The sequence below is a fragment of the Brachybacterium subflavum genome (assembly GCF_009299795.1).
GTDB classification, from domain to species: Bacteria; Actinomycetota; Actinomycetes; order Actinomycetales; family Dermabacteraceae; genus Brachybacterium; species Brachybacterium subflavum.
Map to the genome: position 1 here is coordinate 753,660 of NZ_VIGP01000001.1, position 20,454 is coordinate 774,113.

Here is a 20,454-nt window from a genome sequence, read left to right on the forward strand (position 1 = left end):
CGCCCTCCTTAAAGACTGGTGGTCTGTTCTTGGGTGCGAAACTAACACACCGGTGGTCTGTAAACAACAGACGGGCGGTCTGTAGGATGCGCGCATGGACTTCCAGAGGGCGCGCAGCGAGGAGCAGCGAGAGCGCAGGCGGCGGGCCATCCTCGACACCGCGGCGTCGATGCTCGAAGAGATGCCCGTCGCGCAGCTCAGCCTCAACGAGCTCAGCCGACGGGTGGGACTCGCGAAATCCAACGTCCTGCGCTACTTCGAGTCCCGCGAGGCGATCCTGCTCGAGCTGCTCGACGCAGAGCTGCGGGCGTGGATCGAGGAGCTGCGCGGGAAGGTGGAGCCGGTGGCCGCGAGTGCGCGGGCGCGCGGCGATCAGATGGCGAGGGCGCTCGCGGAGACCATGGCCGAGCGGCCCGTGCTCTGCGATCTCATCGCGTCGCAGGCCGCCGTGCTCGAGCGCAACATCTCTCGCGACGTCGCGCTGCGCCACAAGCGCGCGACAGCCGCATCGGCCGGCGAACTCGTCGATGTCATCCGCGTGGTGCTGCCCGAGCTCAGCGACGACGAGGCCTACGGGGTGGTCGTCGTGACACTGCTGATGGCGAGCGCCGCCTGGCCCCATAGTCGGCCCTCGGACGCGCTCCAGGCGGCGTACGACGCCGATCCGGAGGTCGCCGCGAGCTATCTCGGATTCATCGACGTCGTCGCCTCGACCGTCGCTGTGCACATCGCGGGCACGATTCTGCGCCGCGCGGCTGCGGGCGACGCCTGACCGCCCTCGTCCCGTCGCCGATGGTGGAGTGGCCCCCGGCGCTTCACCGGCGAGTTCCCTCGATACGCCGGTCGACGCCGGGTTTCGGGGTCTCCTTCACGGGTTCTCCTCGCTGAGCAGTCGCAGGGATTCTCCAGCGGCGATCACGACAGCGCGGAGCCCGGTGCGGCCGATGACTCCCCAGCCCCTGTCGCAGCCCGTCGATCGCGCAGGATCACCGCGATGACGATACCCAGGCCGAGAAGCGCGACGATCGCGTTCGCCGTGGTGAGCCCGACGGCCTCGGCCGGAGTGGCGCCGTGGAGGTGCATCAGGTGGTAGAAGAAGTGCGGGACGGCGAACACCGAGTAGGCGAGCGCGGCAGGGATCGCGAAGTGCGCACTCGGACGCACCAGCGCGATGCCCAGCAGCAGTGCGATGCCCAGGGTGGCGCCGCCGAAGTCGCGGGCGTAGTGCTCGCTGAACGGCGGGGTGAGGTCGACGGTGGGGAAGTGACGGTAGAAGGCGGCCGGTACGAGCGCGTTCGATGCCCCGACGACGAGCTCGTCGAGGAACAGGATCGCCAGAGCCAGGCGGATCGCGATGTTCACGGTGGAATCCTCTCGGTGCGGGGCGGGCCCGTGCGGTAGCCCGGGCGCCGCGGCACGATGCGCGGTCGGCCCTCATGACCGCACAGCACGACGGGATGTGAGGGCGTGGAGCTGTACCGGCCGTGACGCCGACGCCCCGCGCCGGGCCGTGACGTCCCGCGGGATGTGCGCGGGCGCCGCCTCACACAGAAGGCCCGTGGTCGGTCGGATGGGCAGGGGACGGACCTCCCGTCCCGAGAGGAGTGCACCATGAATGCATCCGCGCCCGACATCCGCCTGCTGGACCAGGCCCACGTCGCCGTCGGCGTCGGACCGGCCCACGTCATGACCGTCAGCATGACCCTGGAACCAGGATCGCCGGGCTCGCCTCCGCATCGTCATTCCGGCCCCGTCTTCGGCTACCTCCTCGACGGCGAGCTCGACTTCGAGCTCGAGGGCGAGCCGGAGCGCATCATCCGCACCGGCGAGGCGTTCTGGGAGCCGGGAGGGGACCTGATCCATTACCAGGCGGCCAACCATCTGTCCAACGCTCCGACCACGTTTATCGCGGTGATGGTCTGCGCTCCCGGCGAGGAGATGATGACCGTCGTGAGCGAGCAGGAACTCGCCGAGCGCGCGCATCTGCGCTACCCCCGCTCCGGGCGATGAGACGACGGCGGGGCCCGACGAGATGTCGGGCCCCGCCTGCCCGCGGACATCCGCCGGCCGTGTCGTCAGGGCCTGCGGAACGACTCCCGCCAGCTCGGATGGAGAGGTCGCCAACCGGCTGCGCGGGCCTTGGCGTTGGAGGCGCCCCGGCCCCTCGGGGCGCCGTCGGGCAGGGGTTGGACGGCGGGTGCCGGCGCACCGATGCCGGACGCGTAGACGGGCAGCCACGTCGTCGCCGCGGCGGGCTCGTCGTCGACGATGTTGAAGGTGCCGTCGGCCCAGTCGAGGGCCTGCACGGTCGCCGAGACGGCGTCCTCGACGTGCACGAACGAGGTGATCGCCTCCGTCGCGGGCACCATCCCGGCGCTCACGGCGCCGGCGACGCGCCCGCCGGGCGCGTACCACGTGGAGGGGCCGTAGAGCATCCCGTATCGCAGCACGGTGGAGCGGGGCATCGTCGCCACCAGATCCTCCATCTGCGCGACGGCCGAGCCGGGGACGAGCGGGTCCTCCTCGACGGCGGGCGCCCCGCCCTCCGCGTAGGCCCAGGCGATGCTCTGCACGAGCATCCTCTCGACCCCGGCGGCGCGGGCGGCGGCGACGAGGTGCTCCGTGCCCTCCCGGCGAAGCCGGGCGTTGGCGTCGGTGTCGGCGTCGCCGAGGTCCGTGAGCTCGTGGAGGACAAGGTCGGGGGCGTCCTCCGCCACCACCTCCGTGAGCCGCTGGGCATCGTAGACGTCGACCACCACGCCCCGCGCGCCCAGCGCGCGGAGGGCCTCGAGGGTCGCCTCGCGGCGTGTGGTGGCGGTGACGGTGTGCCCCGCTTCGACGAGACGGGGGATGAGGCGGCGTCCGATCACTCCGGAGCCGCCGGCGAGGAAGATGCGCATGATCGATCCTGCTTTCGTGGATTCGTGGATTCGTGGATTCGTGGATTCGTGGATTCGTGGATTCGTGGATTCGTGGGGGCTCTCCCGGTGCGGTCAGGCCGATCGGGAATCGAGCCAGGCGTCGAACGTCATCTCTCCGTGTCGCGTCCCTCGGGCGGGCAGGAGCGATCCGTCGCGCATGCCGCGCCCCCATGCCCCTGGCAGCGGGATCTGGAGGACGGGGCGACGCCGTCCGGACGCCGCGAGGAGCCGACGGACGAGGTCCGCCATGTTCTCCTCCCGTGGTCCCGCGAGATCCGGCACGAGCCCCTGCGGCTCGCCGGTCGCGATCGCGACGAGCTCGGAGGCGACCTCGCTCGTGGAGATCGGCTGGGAGCGCATCGTGGGGACCACCTGGAGAGGGCCCACCTTCCCGTGCCCGATGAGCTGCAGGGCGAAGTCGTGGAACTGGGTGGTCCGCAGCAGCGACCAGCCGCCGTCCCGGCTCGTCAGCAGGTCCTCCTGGGCAGCCTTCCCCGCGTAGTAGTTCGCGCGCACGCGTGCCGCCCCGATGATCGAGATCGCGACGTGGTGGGGCACGCCGGCCTCGCGCTCGGCGGCCAGCAGGTTCTCGGTGACGGCGGTGAAGAACTCGACAGAGGCGGAGGTCGAGGTGCTGCTGGTGGCGGAGGCGTCGATGACGGCAGACGCACCCCGCAGCGCATCGGCGAGTCCGACGCCCGTCACCAGGTCGGTCCCCGTGCTGCGACTGAGCGGCACCGGCTCGCACCCTGCCTCGTGCAGTGCCTGGATGACGTGGCGGCCGAGTGTCCCGGTCGCCCCTGCGACGACGATCTTCATCGGGTGCCTCCTCGCGTCGACGCGTCGGCCTCGGGCGCTCGCGGTTCCGGGCAGGCGCGCCCGCGTGCTGTGAAGGTCAGTGTCCATGTCATACCCTCACGACCGTCCTGCAACCCAGAATGTGAGGCGAGCGCGCGCGGCAGATGCGGCGCGGCTCCCGTCCACGCGGGCCGAGCGCGTCCACCGGTGCTCACACAACGCTCTGCGGCCCGGTCCTGTCGACGAAGGGAGCATGCCATGGAGCCGATCGAGGCGCACGAGGGCCCGGAGACGACGGGGCCCGGAACCGACGGGCCGGGGAGGGAGGGGCCCGGCATCACGGAGCCGGGGACGGACGCGCCGGGGGCGGAGGGTCCCGACGCCGAGGCGCTGGGGGAGAGGCGCCATCTGCTCTCCCTCGCGTTCCGGATGCTCGGCACGGTCGCCGAGGCCGAGGACGCCGTGCAGGAGACCTACATCCGCTGGTACCGGCTGCCGGAGGAGGAGCGTGCGGCCATCCGGGTGCCGCGGGCGTGGCTGACGCGGGCGGCCAGCCGCATCTGCCTCAACGTCCTGGGGTCGGCGAGGCGCCGCCACGAGAGCTACGTGGGCCCCTGGCTGCCCGAGCCCGTGCCCGCCCTCGCCTTCCCGACGGGCTCGACCAGGGCGGAGGATCCGCTGGACCGGGTGACCCTCGACGACTCGGTGAGCACGGCTCTGCTGGTGGTCCTGGAGGCGATGACTCCCGCCGAGCGGGTCGCGTTCGTGCTGCACGACGTGTTCGCCGTGCCCTTCCCCGAGGTCGCGGAGACCGTGGGACGCACCCCCGCCGCGTGCCGTCAGCTTGCCGCCTCGGCCCGGCGAAGGGTCCAGGCGGATCGCGGCCGACGTGCGAGCCGCAGCGAGCACGACGACATCGTGCGGGCCTTCGCCGCCGCCGCGCGCAGCGGCGATCTCGCCGGGCTGGTGGCCGTGCTCGACCCCGACGTCGTGCTGCGCTCCGACGGCGGCGGCCGGGTGACGGCTGCGCGCAGACCCGTGCTCGGACCTGATCGGGTCGCACGGTTCCTGTTCGGAGCGCTCACCAAGAACCCGGGGGCGACCGTTCTCGAGCAGAACACGCCCGACGGCCTCGGGTTCGCGCTCTGGGACGAGGCGCGGATCTTCGGCGTGGTCACGCTCGAGGTCGTCGACGGGGCCGTGAGCGAGGTCCGGCTGATGATGAATCCCGAGAAGCTCACGCTCTGGAACTGAGCGCACTGCGCGCGTCGCCGATCAGGACGCCGCCGCGCCCTGCCCGACGTCGGCGGAGCCCCGAGCGGACCCGGCCCCGAGCGGATACGAGTCTGGCGCTCCAGGGCCCTGGCGGACCCGGGACCCGGTCGTTCTCACGCGCCGAGGTCCTCCGCCAGCATGTCCGCGGGAGTGTGCGGCGCCCTGCCCAGCAGGCGCGTGAGCGTGGGGTCGGAGCCCGAGAAATGCCCCTCCCGGGTGGCCTGGAACATCGACAGGCTGAACCGTGCGGCTGCTTCCGGGACGCCGGCATCGACCTCGCCGGCGACCCAGTCCTCGTCGTCGACGACGATGCGCTGGACGGACTCGCCCGTGAGATCGGACGCCGCCGCGGCGAAGTCCGCGAGGGTCACGGGACGGTCCGGGACGAGGTCCACGACACCGTCGAAGCCCCCGTCGCTGAGGAGGATCGCCGCAGACGCCTCCGCGGCGTCGCGGCGGTCCACCCAGGCGAACGGGCCGTCGGCCGGCCGGGCGATGGTGCGCGTGGTGCGCCATGGTCCGAGCAGCTGGTCGAGATCGCCGTAGAAACCGTTGCGCAGCGAGGTCCAGGCGACACCGGACTCCGCGAGGTGCTGCTCCGTGGCGGCGTGGAGCGCCAGCGGCGGGTAGGGGGTGTCGAAGCCGGCGCCGAAGGCGCTCGTGTAGAGGATGCGGTGGGCGCCGGCCGCGACGGCCGCGTCGATGGCGCGGCGGTGCTGGGCGAGGACGTCGGCCGTCAGGTCGCTGGAGGAGACCAGGAGCACCTGGTCCGCTCCCTCGAACGAGTGCCGCAGGGCGTCGGGATCGTCGTAGGTCCCCTGGCGCACGCGCACCCCGCGGCGTTCGAGGTGGGACGCGCGCTCGGGGTCCCGCACGCTCACGCCGATCTGCTCGGCAGGGAGCCTCTCGAGGAGCCGTTCGACGGTGGTGCCGTTGAGGGTTCCTGTTGCTCCGGTCGCGATGATCACGGCGGTCGTCCTTCCATCGGGGGTGAGCCCCTCTCGGCCGGAGGAGCCAAGTTGACCCGGGTGGTCAACTTCCTGTGGGGTACGATCCTCGACGAAGTTGACCACATAGGTCAAGTTCTTCCGGCATCAGGAGTGACGAAGGACGGGGGAGCCTGGATGGACCGCCTGGATCCCGGTGCTCTGCGGGCCGATGCGCGACGCAACCACGACCGCATCCGCGCCGCAGCGGTGGAGGTCTTCCGCGATCGCGGCCTGTCGGCTCCCCTCGAGGACATCGCCGCCGCGGCCCACGTGAGCAAGGCGACCGTGTTCAACAGGTTCGGCGGGCGCGCGGGTCTGATCGATGCCGTCATCGACGAGGTCGGCGCGCAGGAGCTGCTCGACGTCATCGAGCGGGCTCGGACGGTCGCCGACGTCGGGGAGCGGATCCGCTGGTACGTCGCGGCGCTGCGCGATCTGCAGTACCGGTCGCCTGCCGTGAACGGTGTGATCCTGCGGCAGGTGCCCGGCTCCCGTCAGCTCATGGAGTTGTGCAGCCGAGGAGAAGCCTTCCACGAGGAGCTCGTCGAGCAGGGGGTTGCGTCCGAGGCTCTCGCCCAGGCGTTCGAGCCGGAGGACTTCCATGCCCTCGCGATCGGGACGGCGCTCGTGCTCGAGGAGCGCGGCAGGCCGCCGCGCCCCGGGTACGACCGACGCACGGCGTTCCTCCTCGACGGGATCGCGCGGCCCGCCCGGGTCGCCCGGCCCGCCCGGCACCCGTCCCACGACGGGTCGGACGAGGGGGCTGATCCCGAAGTTGGGCTCTGACGGCGGCGGGCGACGCCTGCCCGCCGCCGAGGGTCACCGCTGCAGGGACGAGAGGATGATCCGGTCCAGATCGGTCGGCTGCAGCCCGTAGTCCCTGGTCAGCGTGCCCGGGTGGATCACGGCGCGGCGGCGCCACAGGTACAGCTGGTGCGTGAGCTCGCGGAACGTGGGGGAGAAGAGGCCGATCGCGCGCAGCAGCGGCGAGGGGATGCCCGTGGCTCCGCGCCGGCGCTCGCCGACCAGCGCCGCTGTGCGCTCCGCCAGCTCGCGCTGGCTCAGCGGCTCCGGTGAGGGCGCCATGAGGATCGCGTCGCCGTGCGGTGCGAGGTCGTCGGCGCGCTGAGCGGCGAGGGCCATCGCGGCCGCCATGTCCGGGATCGACGTGAGGGTGCGCGGCACGGACGGGTCCCCGAGCACCCACGCGCGCTTGCCCGCGGCCGCGGGCTGGAGCACGAGCTGCAGGAACACCGAGGTCTCGGGCACCGCCGTCGGCCCGAGCAGGTCGGCCGCGACCACGGAGAGCGTCGTGGCCGGGTGCGCGGCCCGAGTGCGCAGCAGCTGGGCACGGACCTCGCCGAGCGGCGAGGCGGGGGCCAGGGGTGCGCCCTCGTGGAGATCCGCGGCCCCTTCGCCGAAGGCGTAGACGGACTCCGGGAAGACGACGGGGATGCCCGCGTCGGCCGCCGCGTCCATGACCGCGCGCTCGCGCTGGGGCAGATCCCGGCGCCACGCGGAGGCGTCGTAGCTCGAGTGGATGCAGTGGAGGATCGCATCGGCGGTGGCGCCGTCCGCATCCGTCAGGGCGGAGCGGAGCGTGGCCGGATCGCCCGCGTCGCCGCGCACCAGGTGCGCGCCGGCCTCCACGTCGGCGCCGCGCCGCAGCACCGTCACGTCGTGGCCGGCGGAGAGGAGATCGCGGGCCAGCTGGGTGCCGATCTGGCCGGCGCCGGTGATGAGGTATCGCATGAGGGAACTCTTTCTGTGAGCGCTGCTCGCTGTCTGACGGGGACGACGCTAACCCGGTGCGCACAGAAAAACAAGAGCAGTGCTCACAGAATTGCCCCAACGGGCGTGCGGTGCGAGACTGACCGGCATGGAGAAGCCGACGAGTGCGACGAGTGCGACGAGCGCGCGACCACGCCGCAGCCACGCCCAGGCGCGCGCCGAGATGCGCGAGGGCATCCTCCGCGTGGGCGGTGAGCTGCTGGAGAAGGACGGTCCCGCCGGGCTCTCCGTCCGCGAGATCGCGCGCGGGCTCGACGTCGCCTCGTCGGCCATATACCGCCACGTGTCCAGTCGCGACGATCTGCTCACGCTCCTGCTGGAGGACGCCTTCACGGACCTCGCGGACCGCGTGGACGCCGCCCTCGCGGTTGCCTCGACGAAAGGGGGTGCCGGGAGACCCGGTCTCGCGGCGCTCGCCGACACGATGCGGGGGTGGGCCCTCGAGCAGCCTCAGCGGTGGGCGCTCGTCTACGGGTCGCCCGTGCCCGGGTACGCGGCGCCGGCGGAACGGACCACGGGGCCGGGCACGCGCGTGATGGCGAGGTTCGTGGAGATCCTGGCGGCAGGCGAGGCGGCTTCCGCCCGCTCGGCGCAGGAGAGCACACCGACTGGTGGCCGGAGCCCCGTCCTCACGAGCGCTCCGGGGGAGGCATACTCCGACGTGCTCGCGTCGGGAGCGGCCGAGCTCGGTGTGGACGCGTCGCCGGAGCTCGTCGCGGCGAGCGTCCTGGCATGGACGGGGCTGGTCGGGCTGATCTCCGCGCAGCTCTTCGGGCAGCTCGGGGCGGACTTCGCGCCGCACGGCGACGAGATGCTCGCGCAGTGGGTCGACGCCACGGCAGGGGCGTTCGAGCTGCGCTGACGCACTCGACCATCTCGCCGGGGATCGGCTCGAGACGCGTCTAGCAGGCAGGGTTCCCGGTGCCGTCCCGAGCGTCGAGCAGCGACCGCAGCCAGCCCACGCGCCGCACCTCTCCGCCTGCTTCCGCGATCCGTGCGCGCAGCTCCCTGTCGTTGGTCACCGCGAGGACCGTGCCGCCCTCGGCTCTCCGGCGGCGGACCTCGGCGACGATCTCGTCGTCCCCGGCGGCGGGAGCGCGTACCACGCGCACCCCACCGGTCTCGGCGATGTCCCGGGCCCGGCCCTCGACGACCAGGCTGATGAGGGGACGGACGAGGCCGGCGGACGGCTCCTCGCCGTCCGCCCCGGGCGCGCTCGACGGCATCTCGAGGTGCTCGAGCCGGTCCCGGAGGCGCTCGGCGGCGCCCGCCCGATCCCGCCACCAGCCGTCGGGCACAGAACCGACCACGTTCGCCCCGTCGATCACGAGCGCCATCGGCTCCGGAACCTCCGTCATGGCACCACCGTCGCACACCGATGCGCAGCGGGGCTCCGGCCCGGCTCCTCAGGCGCGACCCAGGAGGCGCTCGAGCGGGATCGAGTCGTCCTGCCAGGGCAGCAGGAGCCAGGCGACGAAGTAGGCGGCGAAGCCCACGAACGGCAGCAGGAACGCGATGAGCAGCAGCAGCCGCACCCACCACACGTTCAGCCCCGTCCGGGCCGCGATGCCGCCGGCGATGCCCGCGAGCAGACGTCGGGGTCCGCGGTGGAAGCCGACGGAGCGGATCGAGTCGAAGAGGGTTCTCATGCCGAGGACGGTACGCACCGAGCGGACCGCCCGCACGGGGGATGGCCCCCGAGAGGCCGCCCAGCACCTGCCCTGGTCCCGCGGGCCCTGCCCGCGTAGGGTCGGAGGACACCGACGAAGGAGGACGATCTCCATGCTGAAGTGGTTGCGAAGGATCCGCCGAGCGAGCGGGGACGCCCGCGCTGTCGGGAAGGGGCCCGAGGCCGTGGGCAAGCGCGCCGGTCGGCGCGCGGCGCACAAGGCCGTCAACCGCGCGATCCGCTGACGGCGCTCCCGCGCGATCTCCGCGGCGGACGCTCGCCCCTCGGCCCGCCGAGGGGCATGTCCGCGCTCCGTGCAGCCTCCACGGATCCACGAAGGAGTGGCGAATGGGAACCCTGACCTATACCGCGACGATGTCGCTCGACGGCTATGCGGCCGACGCCGATGGTGACTTCCAGTGGTCCGCGCCCGGCGATGGCGTGTTCGCCGTGCACGTCGAGCGCCTGGCCGAGGTGAGCACCGAGATCATGGGCCGACGCACCTTCGAGCTCATGGAGTACTGGGAGGCGGACCCGGAGACCGGGCCCGACGGCGAGGAGTGGAGCGGGGCCGAGCGCGAGTTCGCCCGCCGCTGGCAGCGCCTCGAGCGCATCGTCGCGTCCTCGACGCTCGACGAGAGCCGTGTCGATCCGGCGCGCGCCCGGCTGATCCGGCACCTGGACCTCACGGGTCTGCAGCAGATCGTCGACGAGGCTCCCGGGCAGGTCGAGATCTTCGGACCGACCACGGCGGGCGACGCGATCCGCGCCGGCATGGTCACGGACTTCCATCTGTTCGTGGTCCCGATGATCGTGGGCGGAGGCCTGCGGGCGCTGCCCGACGGGGTCCGTCTCGATCTCGAGCGTGTCCACGAGCGGGCGTTCGCGAGTGGTGCGGTGCACCTGCAGTATCGCGCCCGCGGCGGGGGTCGGGCTCACGAGACGGGCGGGCAGACGGTCACGGAGTCGCCGGAGGGCGCCTAGAGACCCCGCCGGACCACGAGCACGTTGTCGGTGACCTCGGCGGTGCTCGCGCCGTCGGGTGCGGTCGCGGTGCGTCGTCGGGGCTCGACGACGAGTCGGTCCCATTCCTCGGTGAGCGCGAAGGCATCGAGCGTCCGCTCGGGCGCGGGGAACTGCATGTCATGGTTCCAGGACCAGGGCGCGACCGAAGCATGGTCGATGACGAGCAGCAGTCCGCCCGGGGCGACCTGTCGGGAGGCCCGGGCGATGATCGCGTCCCTGTCGATCTCCACCGGTGACTGGAAGTAGCAGGCGAAGACCAGATCGAAGGACCCCTCGGGGATGTCCTGGGCGAGATCCGCCTGGACGGCGGTCACGCGGTCGGTGAGCTGCTCCGCGCGGGCGGTCTCGTCGATGCGTCGTGCGGCGGTGGCTGAGGCGTCGGTCGCGGTGACGGTCCATCCCCCTCGGGCGAGCCAGAGGGCGTCCCCGCCCTGTCCGGCCCCGAGCTCGAGCGCCGTGCCGGGGTGGCGCGCGAACTCGCCGATCAGGTCGACCAGCATCGGGCTGGGGGATGGGGCGTTCGTGGGAGCACCGCGCTCGGCATAGTGCGCCTCCCAGAATCGCTCGCTCTCGGTGGAGTGGTCCGCGTCCATGCGGACATCATGGGCGCGCAGGGCGCGGCAGGACAAACGGCATCACGGGCGGTCGTGCCGTGGTCCCGTGCGGGCTACTCCCGCTCCGGTCGACGGCGCGTTGCCTTGGTCTGCGAGCGCTGCCTCTTCGCCTCGAGCCGGCGACGCTGGGAGCCGCGGGTGCGGCGCGTCGGCCGACGGGGCACCGGAGGGGCGACGGCCTCGCGCAGCAGCCGGGTAAGGCGCTCCCGCGCTGCCACGCGGTTGCGGCGCTGGGCACGGTGCTCCGCGGCAACGACCGCGAGCACCGTGCCGGCGAGCCGGGGCGCGAGATGGTCCAGCGCGCGCTCGCGCTGCGCCCCGTCGAGCGCCGTGGTCGTGGCGAGATCGATGCTCAGCTGCACGCGGGAGTCGGCGGTGTTCACGCCCTGCCCGCCAGGGCCGGAGGCGTGGGAGAAGAGCTCGACGAGCTCCGACGCGGGCACCACGAGCCCGCGCGGAGCCCCCGGGCCCGGCGGGACCTGCAGATCATCCACGGGGCGCGTCCCCGTCGAGCCCCTCGCTCTCCTCCGCCAGGCGCGGCTCGACGCGGCGCTCGGGCCGGACGCCGGCCTTGTCGGCGTAGAACTCCCTGATCACGTCCATGTCCGCGGCGACGTCCCCCGTGAGGTCGAGCGTCGGCCCGAGACCTGCCGTCATCGTCGTGCGATCCACGAAGCCGAGCGTGACGGGCATCCCCGTGCGCCGCGCGATCCGGTAGAACCCCGACTTCCAGTGCGTGTTCCCTCCGCGGGTGCCGTCGGGCGTGATGACGAGGCCGAACACGGAGCCGCCGTGGACCCTCTCGACGACCTCGGCGACCACGCCCCGAGGGTCGGTGCGGTCCACGGGGATCCCGCCGAGCGCTCGCATGAGCGGTCCCCGCCAGGAGCGGAACAGCGTGTGCTTGCCCAGCCAGTGCACCTCGATGCCCAGACGCCAGGCGATCGCGAGCATGAGCACGAAGTCCCAGTTGGAGGTGTGCGGGGCGCCGAGCAGGATCGTCGGGCGCGAGGGTGCCGGCCGGGCCACGAGGCGCCAGCGGCTGATGGCCCAGAAGGCGCGGGCGAGGAGTCGGCGGATCATGCGCACACGGTAGAGGATCCGTCTCCGCGTTCCTGTGCCTCCCGCGACATCGGGGCGCCGGGGGAGTGCGCTCGGGCGGCGGGGCCCCTACTCTGAGCTGCGATGGTCTCCGACGCACGCTCGACTCCCGAGGACCGCCTCGCAGAGCGTCTCGGGGCGGCCGGGACAGTGCGCGAGAAGACCCCCGGCGCGGGTCGCGGACTGCGACTGTGGTCGCGTCTGACCTCGATCCCCGTGCTCGCCGTCCTCCTCGTCGCGACGACGATCGGGGCGGCCGGCCCGCTCCAGGGCATCGACGGCAGGCTCGACCGGCACTGGCTCTACCACGTGGCGCCGCAGCTGCTGCCCTTCGTCCAGGGCGTGCTGGACCGGATCGCCGGGCAGGCCGTGTGCCTCCCCGTCCTCGCCGCGGTGGCGATCGTGCTCGCGGTGCGCCGACGCTCCTGGCGGCCTCCGCTCGTCGCGCTCGCCGCGGAGCTCGCATTCCTCGTGGGCATCGGGGGTCTGAAACTGCTCATCGCCCGCCCCTCGCCGACCCTCGACGACGCGGACCTGCTGGCCGGCGGCATCCAGGAGTTCGGCGAGAAGGGCATCAGCTTCCCGTCGGGGCACGCCTCCGAGGCTGTGCTCATCTACGGCGTCGTCGCGTATCTCATCGCCCGCTACTCGCTCGCCGCGCCGCGCACGCTGCGCCTCGTGCGCATCGGCGTCGTCCTCCTCGTGCTGAACTCCGTGGTCACCTCGCTGCTGCTGGGCTGGCACTGGGCGAGCGACCTGCTGGGAGGCGTGCTCGCCGGGGCGCTGTGCCTGCGGCTCGTGATCCTCGGTGATCAGCGCTGGGGTCGACGGGACGACGCCGGCGACGCCGACGCGCCGGATGCGCCGCAGGGCGCGCAGGAGTAGGTTCTCAGCACACGCGCGCCCCACGCCGGCGGTCTGAAGTCGGCGGCCTGACACCGGCTGCCTCACGCCGGCTGCCTGACGCCGACAGCCCCACGTCGACACCCTCGCGCGCCGAATCGAGGAGCCCGCGATGAACGGTCCCGACACGCAGCCCACCCGCACCGAGCAGTCCCTCACCGTGGACCTGATCCTCTCCCTCGACGGCTGCGCCGCGGGGAAGGGCTGGCCCGGATGGTGGGGGCTCGAGAGCCCCGAGTACCTCGACTGGCTCGCCCAGCAGCCCGACTCCCTCACCCTCATGGGCGCGAACACGTACCAGGTGATGGAGGAGATGTCCGAGCAGGCCCAGCAGATCGACGTCTCCGAGGACGAGAAGGCGAGCTTCGCCCAGCTCGCCGACGCCGACCAGATCGTCTTCTCCGCGACCCTCAGCGCGCCCCTCGCCTGGCCGGGCACGCGACTGATCAGCACCGACGCCGTCGAAGCGGTGCGGGAGCTCAAGCGCACGTCCGTCAAGCCCCTGGTCACCATGGGCAGCATCGACCTGGGCTGCTCCCTGCTGCGCGCCGGAGTCGTGGACCGCTTCCGGGTGGTCCTGTTCCCGGTCATCACCGGACGCACGGGGCTCGAAAGGATCTGGGAGCGGTACCAGGACGTGGCGCTCGACCTCGTCGAGGCGCGCACCTTCGAGGGCGGTCTGCAGCTCCTCGAGTACGTGCCCACGCCGCTCGACGCGCCGCCCGGCACCGCCTGGGAGCGCTGAGCCGGTCTCCGTCCCCGGGCCGCGCGGAACATCACCGCCGACCGTGCCGCGATGACCGCCGCAGGATCGGACATTCCCCCGCGCAGGCGTCGGCGTAGCGTCTGGCGCATATCCGGCCCCGCGAGGAGGGGCCGGAGACCTCGCGGGCTGTCGGCGACCGGCACACGGCGCCCCGGTCCGCGAGGTCCTGCGAAGGAGGCTCGAGGATGAGCAGCACAGCGGAGAGCAGCAGCACGGCGACGGGGCGCGCACTGCCGCCTGTCGTCGACATGGACACCTGGCAGGCCCGGCGCGACGAACTTCTGGTGCGGGAGAAGGCGCACACCCACGAGGGCGACGCGATCGCCGCGGCGCGTCGGCGCCTGCCGATGGTCGAGGTCGACGGGGCCACGCCCGTGGTCGGGGCCGACGGTCCGGTGCCCTTCCTCGACCTCTTCGAGGGCCGCGACCGGCTCGTCGTGTACCAGCACATGTGGCACGACGGCGCCCCGCACCAGGGGCAGTGCGAGGGCTGCACGCTCTCCGCCTGGCACCTGCAGGGCGCGACCTACCTGCACCAGAACGGCGTCTCGCTCGCGATCCTCACCGTGGGCGCATGGGACGAGGTCGCCCCGTTCACCGAGTTCATGGGCTACGACACCGTGCCCTGGTACTCGGTGCGCGAGGCGCCCGCGCCGATCGGCGGCGACATGGGGTACGTCGCGAGCTTCGTGCGCGAGGGCGACCGCGTGTTCCTCACCTATCGGACGACGGGCCGCGGCGTCGAACGGGCGAACCCCACTATGGGGCTGCTCGACATGACGGTCTGGGGACGGCGCGAGGACTGGGAGGACAGCCCCGAGGGATGGCCCGGGCAGAACCCCGCGTGCTGGAGCTGGCGCAGCGACGAGAACGGCACCCCCACCTGGGGAGAGGACAGCCGTCCCACGCCGCAGTGGACCCGCCCCGGCGCCGGGCCGGTCACGACCCTCGGACGCCGCGGCGGGCACTGAGCACAGGGCTCGATCAGTCGACCTGCAGCTCGCCCATCGGGCCCCAGTCCTCCACGTCGACCTGCTGGGAGACGATCTGCGGGGTCGCGCTGAGGTACTGCGGGAAGTCGCCCTGCATCTTCTTGAAGTGCGGGGAGTTCACGTGCGGTCCCGCGCCCTCATCGGTGAAGGCCTCGATGAGCACGTAGGTGTTCGGATCCTTCACACTGCGGGACCACTCGAACCACTTGTTGCCCTCCTCGGCGAGGGTGGCCTCGGTGAACTCGCTCGCGATCTCGGGCCACTGATCGGCGAACTCGGGCTTCACCGGGAACTTGACGTTGATGAGGATCATGACGGTCCTTCCGCTCGATCGGGTGCGGGCCGGGGACGGTCCGCTCGCGTCCCAGCATGATGCCCGATCGGCCGGCGCGGAACCGCGCTTCTTGCCGGATGAGAAGCGCGGTTCCGCGTCGGGAGGCTGAGGGCGGGGTCCTGCCGAGCAGCGGTCTGCTCCGACGGGTCCGACGCCGCCGACCGCTCAGCGCTTGACGGTGCCTGAGGTCGCCCCGGTGCGGGTGGCCGTCTTGGGGTAGGTGAAGCGGTACTGCTTCTTGGCGCTCGAGGTGACCTTCACGGTCGCCTTCCCCTTCGAGAGCTTGACCTTCTTCACCGTCTTCCAGGTCTTGCCGGACTTCACCTGCAGCTTCGCGCTCGCGGGGTTGTAGGCGCGGTACTCGTCCCAGTCGAGGTTGAGGCTCGTGGCCTTGGCCGAGAGGGTCACGGTGCGGCCCTTGCGGCTGGAGCTGAGCGAGGCCTTCGACTTCGCCCGCACGTAGAAGGACTTCTTGGTGTGGTCGGTGTAGTACCTGTAGTCGGTGTACGTGCCCCACGTGTCGCGCTTGGTGTATCCCGCGTCGACGTCGGCCGGGCCCACCGTGTACTTGCCCAGGCCATCGAGCCACGGGCAGATCTGCGGACGACTGAGGGTCTTGCCGTTGGAGGACGACGCCCAACTGACGAGGTCGCGCCCGCGCGTGATGTCGACGTCGATCCGGGACTCCTTGTAGTCCTTCTGCTTCTTGGTGGTCATCGTGACGGTCACCTTGCGGCAGTAGCTCGACGTGATCACCTGGTCGGAGACCTTGTAGCTGGTGATGTCGATCGGGTGCGTGCTCGCGCTCGCCGCGGGGGCGAGGGCGACGGACGCGAGAAGTGCGATCAGGACGGCGACCACCGGCGCCATCAGTCGCTGGATTCTGGACACAGGACCTCCCAGGGAAACGGGCAGCAGGATAAGGGGGGTGATGCAGGTGGGGCAGGAAAAACTGCGAAGGAGGATGTCGTGCGGCGCCCGCCAGCGGACGCGGCATCCAGGGCTCCCTCCGACCCTCGATGGCAGGAAGATAACCCGAGACGGCGACATTCGAGAAGAGTCCGACCGATGTGACGTGACGCGACCCGTCGTGACCGCACGGGTCGTTCGTCGTGAGCATCGTGGGTCCGGCGCGTTCACGCTCTCCCGGCCCCTGCGGGGCGAGCTCCGGCGAGCGCTCAGGACGCAGCTCCCGGGAGGCACCGCCCGCGGGTGCGGTCGACGCTCCCGGTATGACAGTGGCGAGCGGACCTGAGAGGATGGGCTCGTGACGACGGTGTTCAACCAGAAGCGGGGCGATGAAGCCCCGGAAGGTCGGAGCGAAGCTCCGGACCGACTGGGCGAGGACGCCTCGCTGGACCCCCACGAGGACGCTCCCGCAGGTCAGATCCCCCGCGCGTTCGCCGTGCTCGAGGCCGTGGCGGCCGGCGGCAGCAGCACGGCACGCGCGATCGCGGATGCCACGGGCATCCCCCTGCCCACCGTGTACCGCCTCGCCCAGGAGCTCATCCGCGCCGGCTACCTGGTGCACCTGAAGGACGAGAAGCGCTTCGCGCTCGGGTACCAGCTGCACCGCCTCGCCGTCGGCCTCCACGAGGACCTCGGGATCCCGCGCGCCGTGCGCAACGAGGTGTGCGCGATGCACCGCGACCTCGGCATGGCCTCCTACCTCGCGATCCACCGCGGCACAGACTTCGTGGTCGTGTTCGTGGCGGACTCCCCGCAGGCCCCGCGCCTGAGCCCCATGGGCTTCGGATTCCACGAGAGCCCCCACGCGACGGCCTTCGGCAAGGTGGGGCTCGCGGCCCTCAGCATCGAGGAGCGCGACGACTACCTCGCCGGCCGCACCCTCCTCGCGCACACCGATCGCACCCTCACCGATCCCATGGTCCTGCGCCGACAGCTCGACGAGATCTCCGAACGCGGCGTGGCCTGGGAGCACCAGGAGTTCCAGAGCGGCACCGACTGCCTGGCCGCGTCCTTCAAGGCCGACGACGGCATGCTCATCGGCACCGTCGCCGTCTCCGCGCCGGTCCGCGCCTACGAGGGCCGCACGCGCCACATCGAGGACCGCGTGCGCGCCTGCGCCTCGCGTGCGGGCCGCGCCTACCGCCTGGGCGGTCACCAGGGCTGAGGGCGGGTCCCCGCCGTCCGCCCCCGGGGATCGGGGCCCGACGCACTCGCCCGTCGGTCCCCGTTCTCGCCCGACGAGAACGCCCGTGGCCCGGGGTCCCGCCACCTTCCTAGTGTGTGTCTCGGATCACCGACGATCACCGGCGACGACGCCGGAGGAAGGACACGTCATGAGCACATCGGACTGCGGCGAAGCGGTCAACGACGTCGAGGGGACCGCGGAGGCCCATCGCACGCTCGTGGCCCTCATCAAGGCCGCCTTCCCCCACCAGAAGACGGTGCCCGACTCGGCGTACGAACGGGTCGCCGACACGGTCCTCTCCCAGGCCGAGGAGAGCGCGTGGCTGCGGGCGAAGGTCGCCCAGGGCCTGGACTCCCTGCAGGGCCTCGCCGACGGGCGCTTCCACGAGCTGCCCCAGGAGCAGGCATACCTGATCCTGCTGCGCATCCAGCACACGACGTTCTTCGGCTTCATCCGCCAGACGGTCGTGGTGAACCTCTACGAGGACGAGGAGCTCTGGGAGGCCGTCGGCTACGAGGGACCCTCGTTCGAGAAGGGCGGGTACATCGACCGCGGCTTCGACGACCTCGACTGGCTGCCCGACCCGCGCATCGAGGAGTACGACGGCGAGCCCCTGCAGGAGGTCGTCTCCGACCTGCCGACGGCGGCGTCCACCCGCAGCACGCGCGGTGCGGCCGTCCCCGCAGGACAGAGCAAGGCGCGCTCGACGCGCGTGGGATCCGGGAGGAAGAACTGATGACCAGCATCGACCACGACGCGAAGCCCGTCGTCATCGTCGGCTCCGGCGCCGGCGGCGGCACCCTCGCCTACGAGCTCACCAAGCAGGGCATCGAGTGCGTGCTCCTGGAGGCCGGACCCTACCTGCGCAACGAGGACTACATGAACCTCGAGTGGGAGGCCTTCAACCAGATGGCCTGGACCGACACCCGGACCACCTCGGGCTCCTGGCGGGTGGCGACGGACTTCCCGAACCTCCCCGCCTGGATCGTCAAGGCCGTCGGCGGCACCACCACCCACTGGTCGGGCGCGACCCCGCGCTTCAAGGCGCACGAGTTCTCGCCCCGCAGCACCTACGGCCGCATCGACGGGGCGAACCTGCTGGACTGGCCGATCACCCTCGAGGAGCTCGAGCCGTACTACACGCGGGCCGAGGACGCGATCGGCTCCACCCACCGCGGCGGACGCAAGGCCTTGCCCGCGAACAACAACTTTAAGGTGCTCGCGGCCGGAGCCGAGAAGCTCGGCATGAAGCACTACGCGACCGGCCCCTACGGCACCAACGCCGAGCCCTACGACGGACGTCCCGCCTCCATCCAGGACGGCTTCAACTTCCAGGGCGACAAGAACCGCTCGAAGTGGTCGACGATGGTGCGGGAGATCCCACGGGCCCTGGAGACCGGGAAGCTCGACCTGCGGCCCGACTCGCACGTCGCGCAGATCCTCCACGACCGCAGCGGACGCGTGGACGCGGTGCTCTACCTCGACTCCGAGGGCAAGCTGCACCGCCAGTGCGCCTCCGTGGTGTGCGTGGCGGGCAACTCGATCGAGACCCCGCGCCTGCTGCACATGAGCTCGTCCTCGATGTTCCCGGACGGACTCGCGAACTCCTCCGGGCAGGTGGGCCGCAACTACATGCGCCACCTCACCGGCAGCGTGTACGCGCAGTTCGACAAGCCCGTGCACATGTACCGCGGGGAGACCATGGCCGGGCTCATCGCCGATCAGTCGGTGCACAACCCTGCCCGCGGCTTCGCGGGCGGCTACTACATCGAGACCATCTCCCTGGGTCCCGCCTTCATGGCGAGCTTCGTGGAGCCGGGAGCCTGGGGCCCGGAGTTCACCTCTCTGCTGGACGGGTACGAGAACACCGCCGGATGCTGGATCGTGGGGGAGGACATGCCCCAGGAGTCCAACGCGATCACGCTGAACTCGACGGTCACCGATCAGCACGGCCTGCCGGTCGCGGACGTCCACTACGACGACCACGCCAACGACCTGGCCATGCGCGAGCACGCGTACTCCACGTCGCAGAAGCTCTACGACGCGGTGGGCGCGGTCTCCAGCCACCGCACCCCGCCCTATCCCTCGACGCACAACCTGGGCACCTGCCGCATGAGCGAGCGCCCCGAGGACGGCGTCGTGGACAAGTGGGGCAGGGCGCACGACGTGCCGAACCTGTTCATCTCCGACGGCTCGCAGTTCACGAGTGGCGCGGCGGCGAATCCGACGCTCACGATCGTCGCGCTCGCGATCCGTCAGGCCGAGTACCTCGCCGACGCCCTGAAGAAGGGCGAGGTCTGAGGACAAGGACGACGGACACGTACGACGTGAGCCGCTGACCCGAGCAGTCGACGGGCCCGCACCCCGGGAGAGATCCCGGAGCGCGGGCCCGTCGGCTGCTCGCCGTTCCCCGTGGCCGTTTCTCCGCGCCGAGGTCACCGGCCCAGCATCAGCGGGACCAGGTAGGCGAGCGAGAACGCCTCGTAGAGGGCTCCGATCACGAGCAGGACGAGCGCCGGGAGCAGGAGCACGCCGAGGGTGCGCAGGCCGCGCAGGTAGCCGTCGCGCCGACGCTCGACCCCCACGCTCGCGGGGCGCAGCCACGCCCTGCCCAGCATGAAGGCGCCCAGCATGACCAGCACGTAGGCCTGCACCTCGAGGAGCAGTGTCAGCGAGTGCGGCACGAGAGTCGTGCGCACGGTGGGGTCGACGGGAGCGAGGGATGTGCCGATGCTGAGCGCTCGCACGGCGAAGATCGCGATGCCCGCGAAGGGCACGATCAGGGAGGGCACGGAGATCGAGGCGATGACCACCGTCCCCACGTTGATCGCGAAGATGACCAGGGCGAACAGCAGCGGTGTGGCCATCAGCGAGCTCGCGAGGGCCGTGGATCCGTTGGATTCCATGTCGGCCAGGCTCGCGGCGTTCAGCCCGGGGAAGAGCGCGCCGGCCGCCATGCCGGCGAGCACGAGGCCGTAGGCCAGGAGATTCAGCAGCAGGTAGGCGCGCCGGTTCTCGCGGATGATGCCGAGGACGGGGACGAGGGGACTGTGCAGGGACCGCATGGTGCGTCCTCCTGGGGTGAGGGGGGCCGGTTTCCGGCTCTGTCCCCTCACCCCA

General features: G+C 71.8%; 26 protein-coding genes. 13 read left to right on the forward strand and 13 right to left on the reverse strand.

Annotation, left to right across the window (positions count from 1 at the left end; translation table 11 throughout):
• Positions 1-94: 94 nt before the first annotated feature.
• Complete coding sequence (locus tag FHG10_RS03290; protein ID WP_152351869.1) at positions 95-772, forward strand: TetR/AcrR family transcriptional regulator; 678 nt, start codon at positions 95-97, stop codon at positions 770-772.
• Positions 773-915: 143 nt separating this feature from the next.
• Here FHG10_RS03290 and FHG10_RS03295 read toward each other — a convergent pair whose 3' ends face one another.
• The gene (locus FHG10_RS03295; RefSeq protein WP_152351870.1) at positions 916-1,362 is read right to left on the reverse strand and encodes a hypothetical protein; all 447 of its coding nucleotides are present in this window, start codon (positions 1,360-1,362) and stop codon (positions 916-918) included.
• Between the two features lie 249 nt (positions 1,363-1,611).
• On the opposite strand from FHG10_RS03295, the gene FHG10_RS03300 reads away from it, so the two are divergent.
• The gene (locus FHG10_RS03300) at positions 1,612-2,010 is read left to right on the forward strand and encodes a cupin domain-containing protein (protein ID WP_152351871.1); all 399 of its coding nucleotides are present in this window, start codon (positions 1,612-1,614) and stop codon (positions 2,008-2,010) included.
• 65 nt (positions 2,011-2,075) lie between these two features.
• Here the strand turns inward: FHG10_RS03300 and FHG10_RS03305 are convergent, their stop codons facing one another.
• Positions 2,076-2,900 (reverse strand): NAD-dependent epimerase/dehydratase family protein, encoded by an 825-nt coding sequence (locus FHG10_RS03305; RefSeq protein WP_152351872.1) that lies wholly within the window; start codon positions 2,898-2,900, stop codon positions 2,076-2,078.
• A gap of 93 nt (positions 2,901-2,993) precedes the next feature.
• Positions 2,994-3,740 carry an SDR family oxidoreductase gene (locus tag FHG10_RS03310; RefSeq protein WP_152351873.1) on the reverse strand — a complete coding sequence of 249 codons (747 nt, stop codon included), beginning with the start codon at positions 3,738-3,740 and terminating at the stop codon, positions 2,994-2,996.
• Positions 3,741-3,977: 237 nt separating this feature from the next.
• Between FHG10_RS03310 and sigJ the strand changes: the two genes are divergently transcribed.
• Entirely contained in the window at positions 3,978-4,973 is a 996-nt protein-coding gene (gene sigJ, locus FHG10_RS03315; RefSeq protein ID WP_152351874.1) for an RNA polymerase sigma factor SigJ, read from the forward strand.
• Positions 4,974-5,107: 134 nt separating this feature from the next.
• Here the strand turns inward: sigJ and FHG10_RS03320 are convergent, their stop codons facing one another.
• A complete protein-coding gene (locus FHG10_RS03320) occupies positions 5,108-5,962 on the reverse strand; it encodes an NAD(P)H-binding protein (RefSeq protein ID WP_152351875.1) in 855 nt (284 codons plus the stop codon).
• Positions 5,963-6,118: 156 nt separating this feature from the next.
• Between FHG10_RS03320 and FHG10_RS03325 the strand changes: the two genes are divergently transcribed.
• Positions 6,119-6,769, forward strand: a complete 651-nt coding sequence (locus FHG10_RS03325) for a TetR/AcrR family transcriptional regulator (protein ID WP_152351876.1) — start codon at positions 6,119-6,121, stop codon at positions 6,767-6,769.
• Positions 6,770-6,802: 33 nt separating this feature from the next.
• On the opposite strand, the gene FHG10_RS03330 is transcribed toward FHG10_RS03325, so the two are convergent.
• Positions 6,803-7,735, reverse strand: a complete 933-nt coding sequence (locus tag FHG10_RS03330; RefSeq protein ID WP_152351877.1) for an NAD-dependent epimerase/dehydratase family protein — start codon at positions 7,733-7,735, stop codon at positions 6,803-6,805.
• Positions 7,736-7,862: 127 nt separating this feature from the next.
• On the opposite strand from FHG10_RS03330, the gene FHG10_RS03335 reads away from it, so the two are divergent.
• The gene (locus tag FHG10_RS03335) at positions 7,863-8,636 is read left to right on the forward strand and encodes a TetR/AcrR family transcriptional regulator (protein ID WP_152351878.1); all 774 of its coding nucleotides are present in this window, start codon (positions 7,863-7,865) and stop codon (positions 8,634-8,636) included.
• Between the two features lie 40 nt (positions 8,637-8,676).
• Here FHG10_RS03335 and FHG10_RS03340 read toward each other — a convergent pair whose 3' ends face one another.
• The gene (locus tag FHG10_RS03340; protein ID WP_227488002.1) at positions 8,677-9,132 is read right to left on the reverse strand and encodes a hypothetical protein; all 456 of its coding nucleotides are present in this window, start codon (positions 9,130-9,132) and stop codon (positions 8,677-8,679) included.
• A gap of 48 nt (positions 9,133-9,180) precedes the next feature.
• Positions 9,181-9,423: a PspC domain-containing protein gene (locus FHG10_RS03345; protein ID WP_152351879.1), complete on the reverse strand. Its 243-nt coding sequence runs from the start codon at positions 9,421-9,423 to the stop codon at positions 9,181-9,183.
• Positions 9,424-9,556: 133 nt separating this feature from the next.
• Here FHG10_RS03345 and FHG10_RS18380 point away from each other — a divergent pair, with 133 nt between their 5' ends.
• Positions 9,557-9,688, forward strand: a complete 132-nt coding sequence (locus FHG10_RS18380; protein WP_264674022.1) for a hypothetical protein — start codon at positions 9,557-9,559, stop codon at positions 9,686-9,688.
• A gap of 103 nt (positions 9,689-9,791) precedes the next feature.
• Positions 9,792-10,427: a dihydrofolate reductase family protein gene (locus FHG10_RS03350; protein ID WP_152351880.1), complete on the forward strand. Its 636-nt coding sequence runs from the start codon at positions 9,792-9,794 to the stop codon at positions 10,425-10,427.
• Here FHG10_RS03350 and FHG10_RS03355 read toward each other — a convergent pair.
• The 3 genes from FHG10_RS03355 to FHG10_RS03365 all read right to left on the reverse strand — a co-directional run bounded on the left by FHG10_RS03355 (position 10,424) and on the right by FHG10_RS03365 (position 12,166).
• The gene (locus FHG10_RS03355; protein WP_152351881.1) at positions 10,424-11,062 is read right to left on the reverse strand and encodes a class I SAM-dependent methyltransferase; all 639 of its coding nucleotides are present in this window, start codon (positions 11,060-11,062) and stop codon (positions 10,424-10,426) included. The genes FHG10_RS03350 and FHG10_RS03355 overlap by 4 nt on opposite strands.
• Before the next feature lie 74 nt (positions 11,063-11,136).
• Positions 11,137-11,577, reverse strand: a complete 441-nt coding sequence (gene arfB, locus FHG10_RS03360; protein WP_152351882.1) for an alternative ribosome rescue aminoacyl-tRNA hydrolase ArfB — start codon at positions 11,575-11,577, stop codon at positions 11,137-11,139.
• Positions 11,570-12,166: a 1-acyl-sn-glycerol-3-phosphate acyltransferase gene (locus tag FHG10_RS03365; protein ID WP_152351883.1), complete on the reverse strand. Its 597-nt coding sequence runs from the start codon at positions 12,164-12,166 to the stop codon at positions 11,570-11,572. Before FHG10_RS03365 ends, arfB begins: the two co-directional genes overlap by 8 nt.
• A 102-nt stretch (positions 12,167-12,268) precedes the next feature.
• Between FHG10_RS03365 and FHG10_RS03370 the strand changes: the two genes are divergently transcribed.
• The 3 genes from FHG10_RS03370 (at position 12,269) to FHG10_RS03380 (ending at position 14,824) form a co-directional block, all read left to right on the forward strand.
• A complete protein-coding gene (locus tag FHG10_RS03370) occupies positions 12,269-13,069 on the forward strand; it encodes a phosphatase PAP2 family protein (RefSeq protein ID WP_152351884.1) in 801 nt (266 codons plus the stop codon).
• A gap of 130 nt (positions 13,070-13,199) precedes the next feature.
• Positions 13,200-13,832 carry a dihydrofolate reductase family protein gene (locus FHG10_RS03375; RefSeq protein WP_152351885.1) on the forward strand — a complete coding sequence of 211 codons (633 nt, stop codon included), beginning with the start codon at positions 13,200-13,202 and terminating at the stop codon, positions 13,830-13,832.
• 206 nt (positions 13,833-14,038) lie between these two features.
• Positions 14,039-14,824: a DUF899 family protein gene (locus tag FHG10_RS03380; protein ID WP_152351886.1), complete on the forward strand. Its 786-nt coding sequence runs from the start codon at positions 14,039-14,041 to the stop codon at positions 14,822-14,824.
• A 13-nt stretch (positions 14,825-14,837) separates the two neighbouring features.
• Here the strand turns inward: FHG10_RS03380 and FHG10_RS03385 are convergent, their stop codons facing one another.
• Positions 14,838-15,158: a putative quinol monooxygenase gene (locus FHG10_RS03385; RefSeq protein ID WP_152351887.1), complete on the reverse strand. Its 321-nt coding sequence runs from the start codon at positions 15,156-15,158 to the stop codon at positions 14,838-14,840.
• Between the two features lie 186 nt (positions 15,159-15,344).
• Complete coding sequence (locus tag FHG10_RS03390) at positions 15,345-16,070, reverse strand: hypothetical protein (protein WP_152351888.1); 726 nt, start codon at positions 16,068-16,070, stop codon at positions 15,345-15,347.
• 376 nt (positions 16,071-16,446) lie between these two features.
• Here FHG10_RS03390 and FHG10_RS03395 point away from each other — a divergent pair, with 376 nt between their 5' ends.
• The 3 genes from FHG10_RS03395 to FHG10_RS03405 all read left to right on the forward strand — a co-directional run bounded on the left by FHG10_RS03395 (position 16,447) and on the right by FHG10_RS03405 (position 19,635).
• A complete protein-coding gene (locus FHG10_RS03395; RefSeq protein ID WP_227488003.1) occupies positions 16,447-17,313 on the forward strand; it encodes an IclR family transcriptional regulator in 867 nt (288 codons plus the stop codon).
• A 169-nt stretch (positions 17,314-17,482) separates the two neighbouring features.
• Positions 17,483-18,070, forward strand: a complete 588-nt coding sequence (locus FHG10_RS03400) for a hypothetical protein (RefSeq protein WP_152351889.1) — start codon at positions 17,483-17,485, stop codon at positions 18,068-18,070.
• Positions 18,070-19,635: a GMC family oxidoreductase gene (locus FHG10_RS03405; RefSeq protein WP_152351890.1), complete on the forward strand. Its 1,566-nt coding sequence runs from the start codon at positions 18,070-18,072 to the stop codon at positions 19,633-19,635. Before FHG10_RS03400 ends, FHG10_RS03405 begins: the two co-directional genes overlap by 1 nt.
• Before the next feature lie 134 nt (positions 19,636-19,769).
• Here the strand turns inward: FHG10_RS03405 and FHG10_RS03410 are convergent, their stop codons facing one another.
• Positions 19,770-20,399, reverse strand: coding sequence for a stage II sporulation protein M (locus FHG10_RS03410; protein WP_152351891.1), 630 nt, complete (start codon positions 20,397-20,399; stop codon positions 19,770-19,772).
• Positions 20,400-20,454 lie beyond the last annotated feature (55 nt).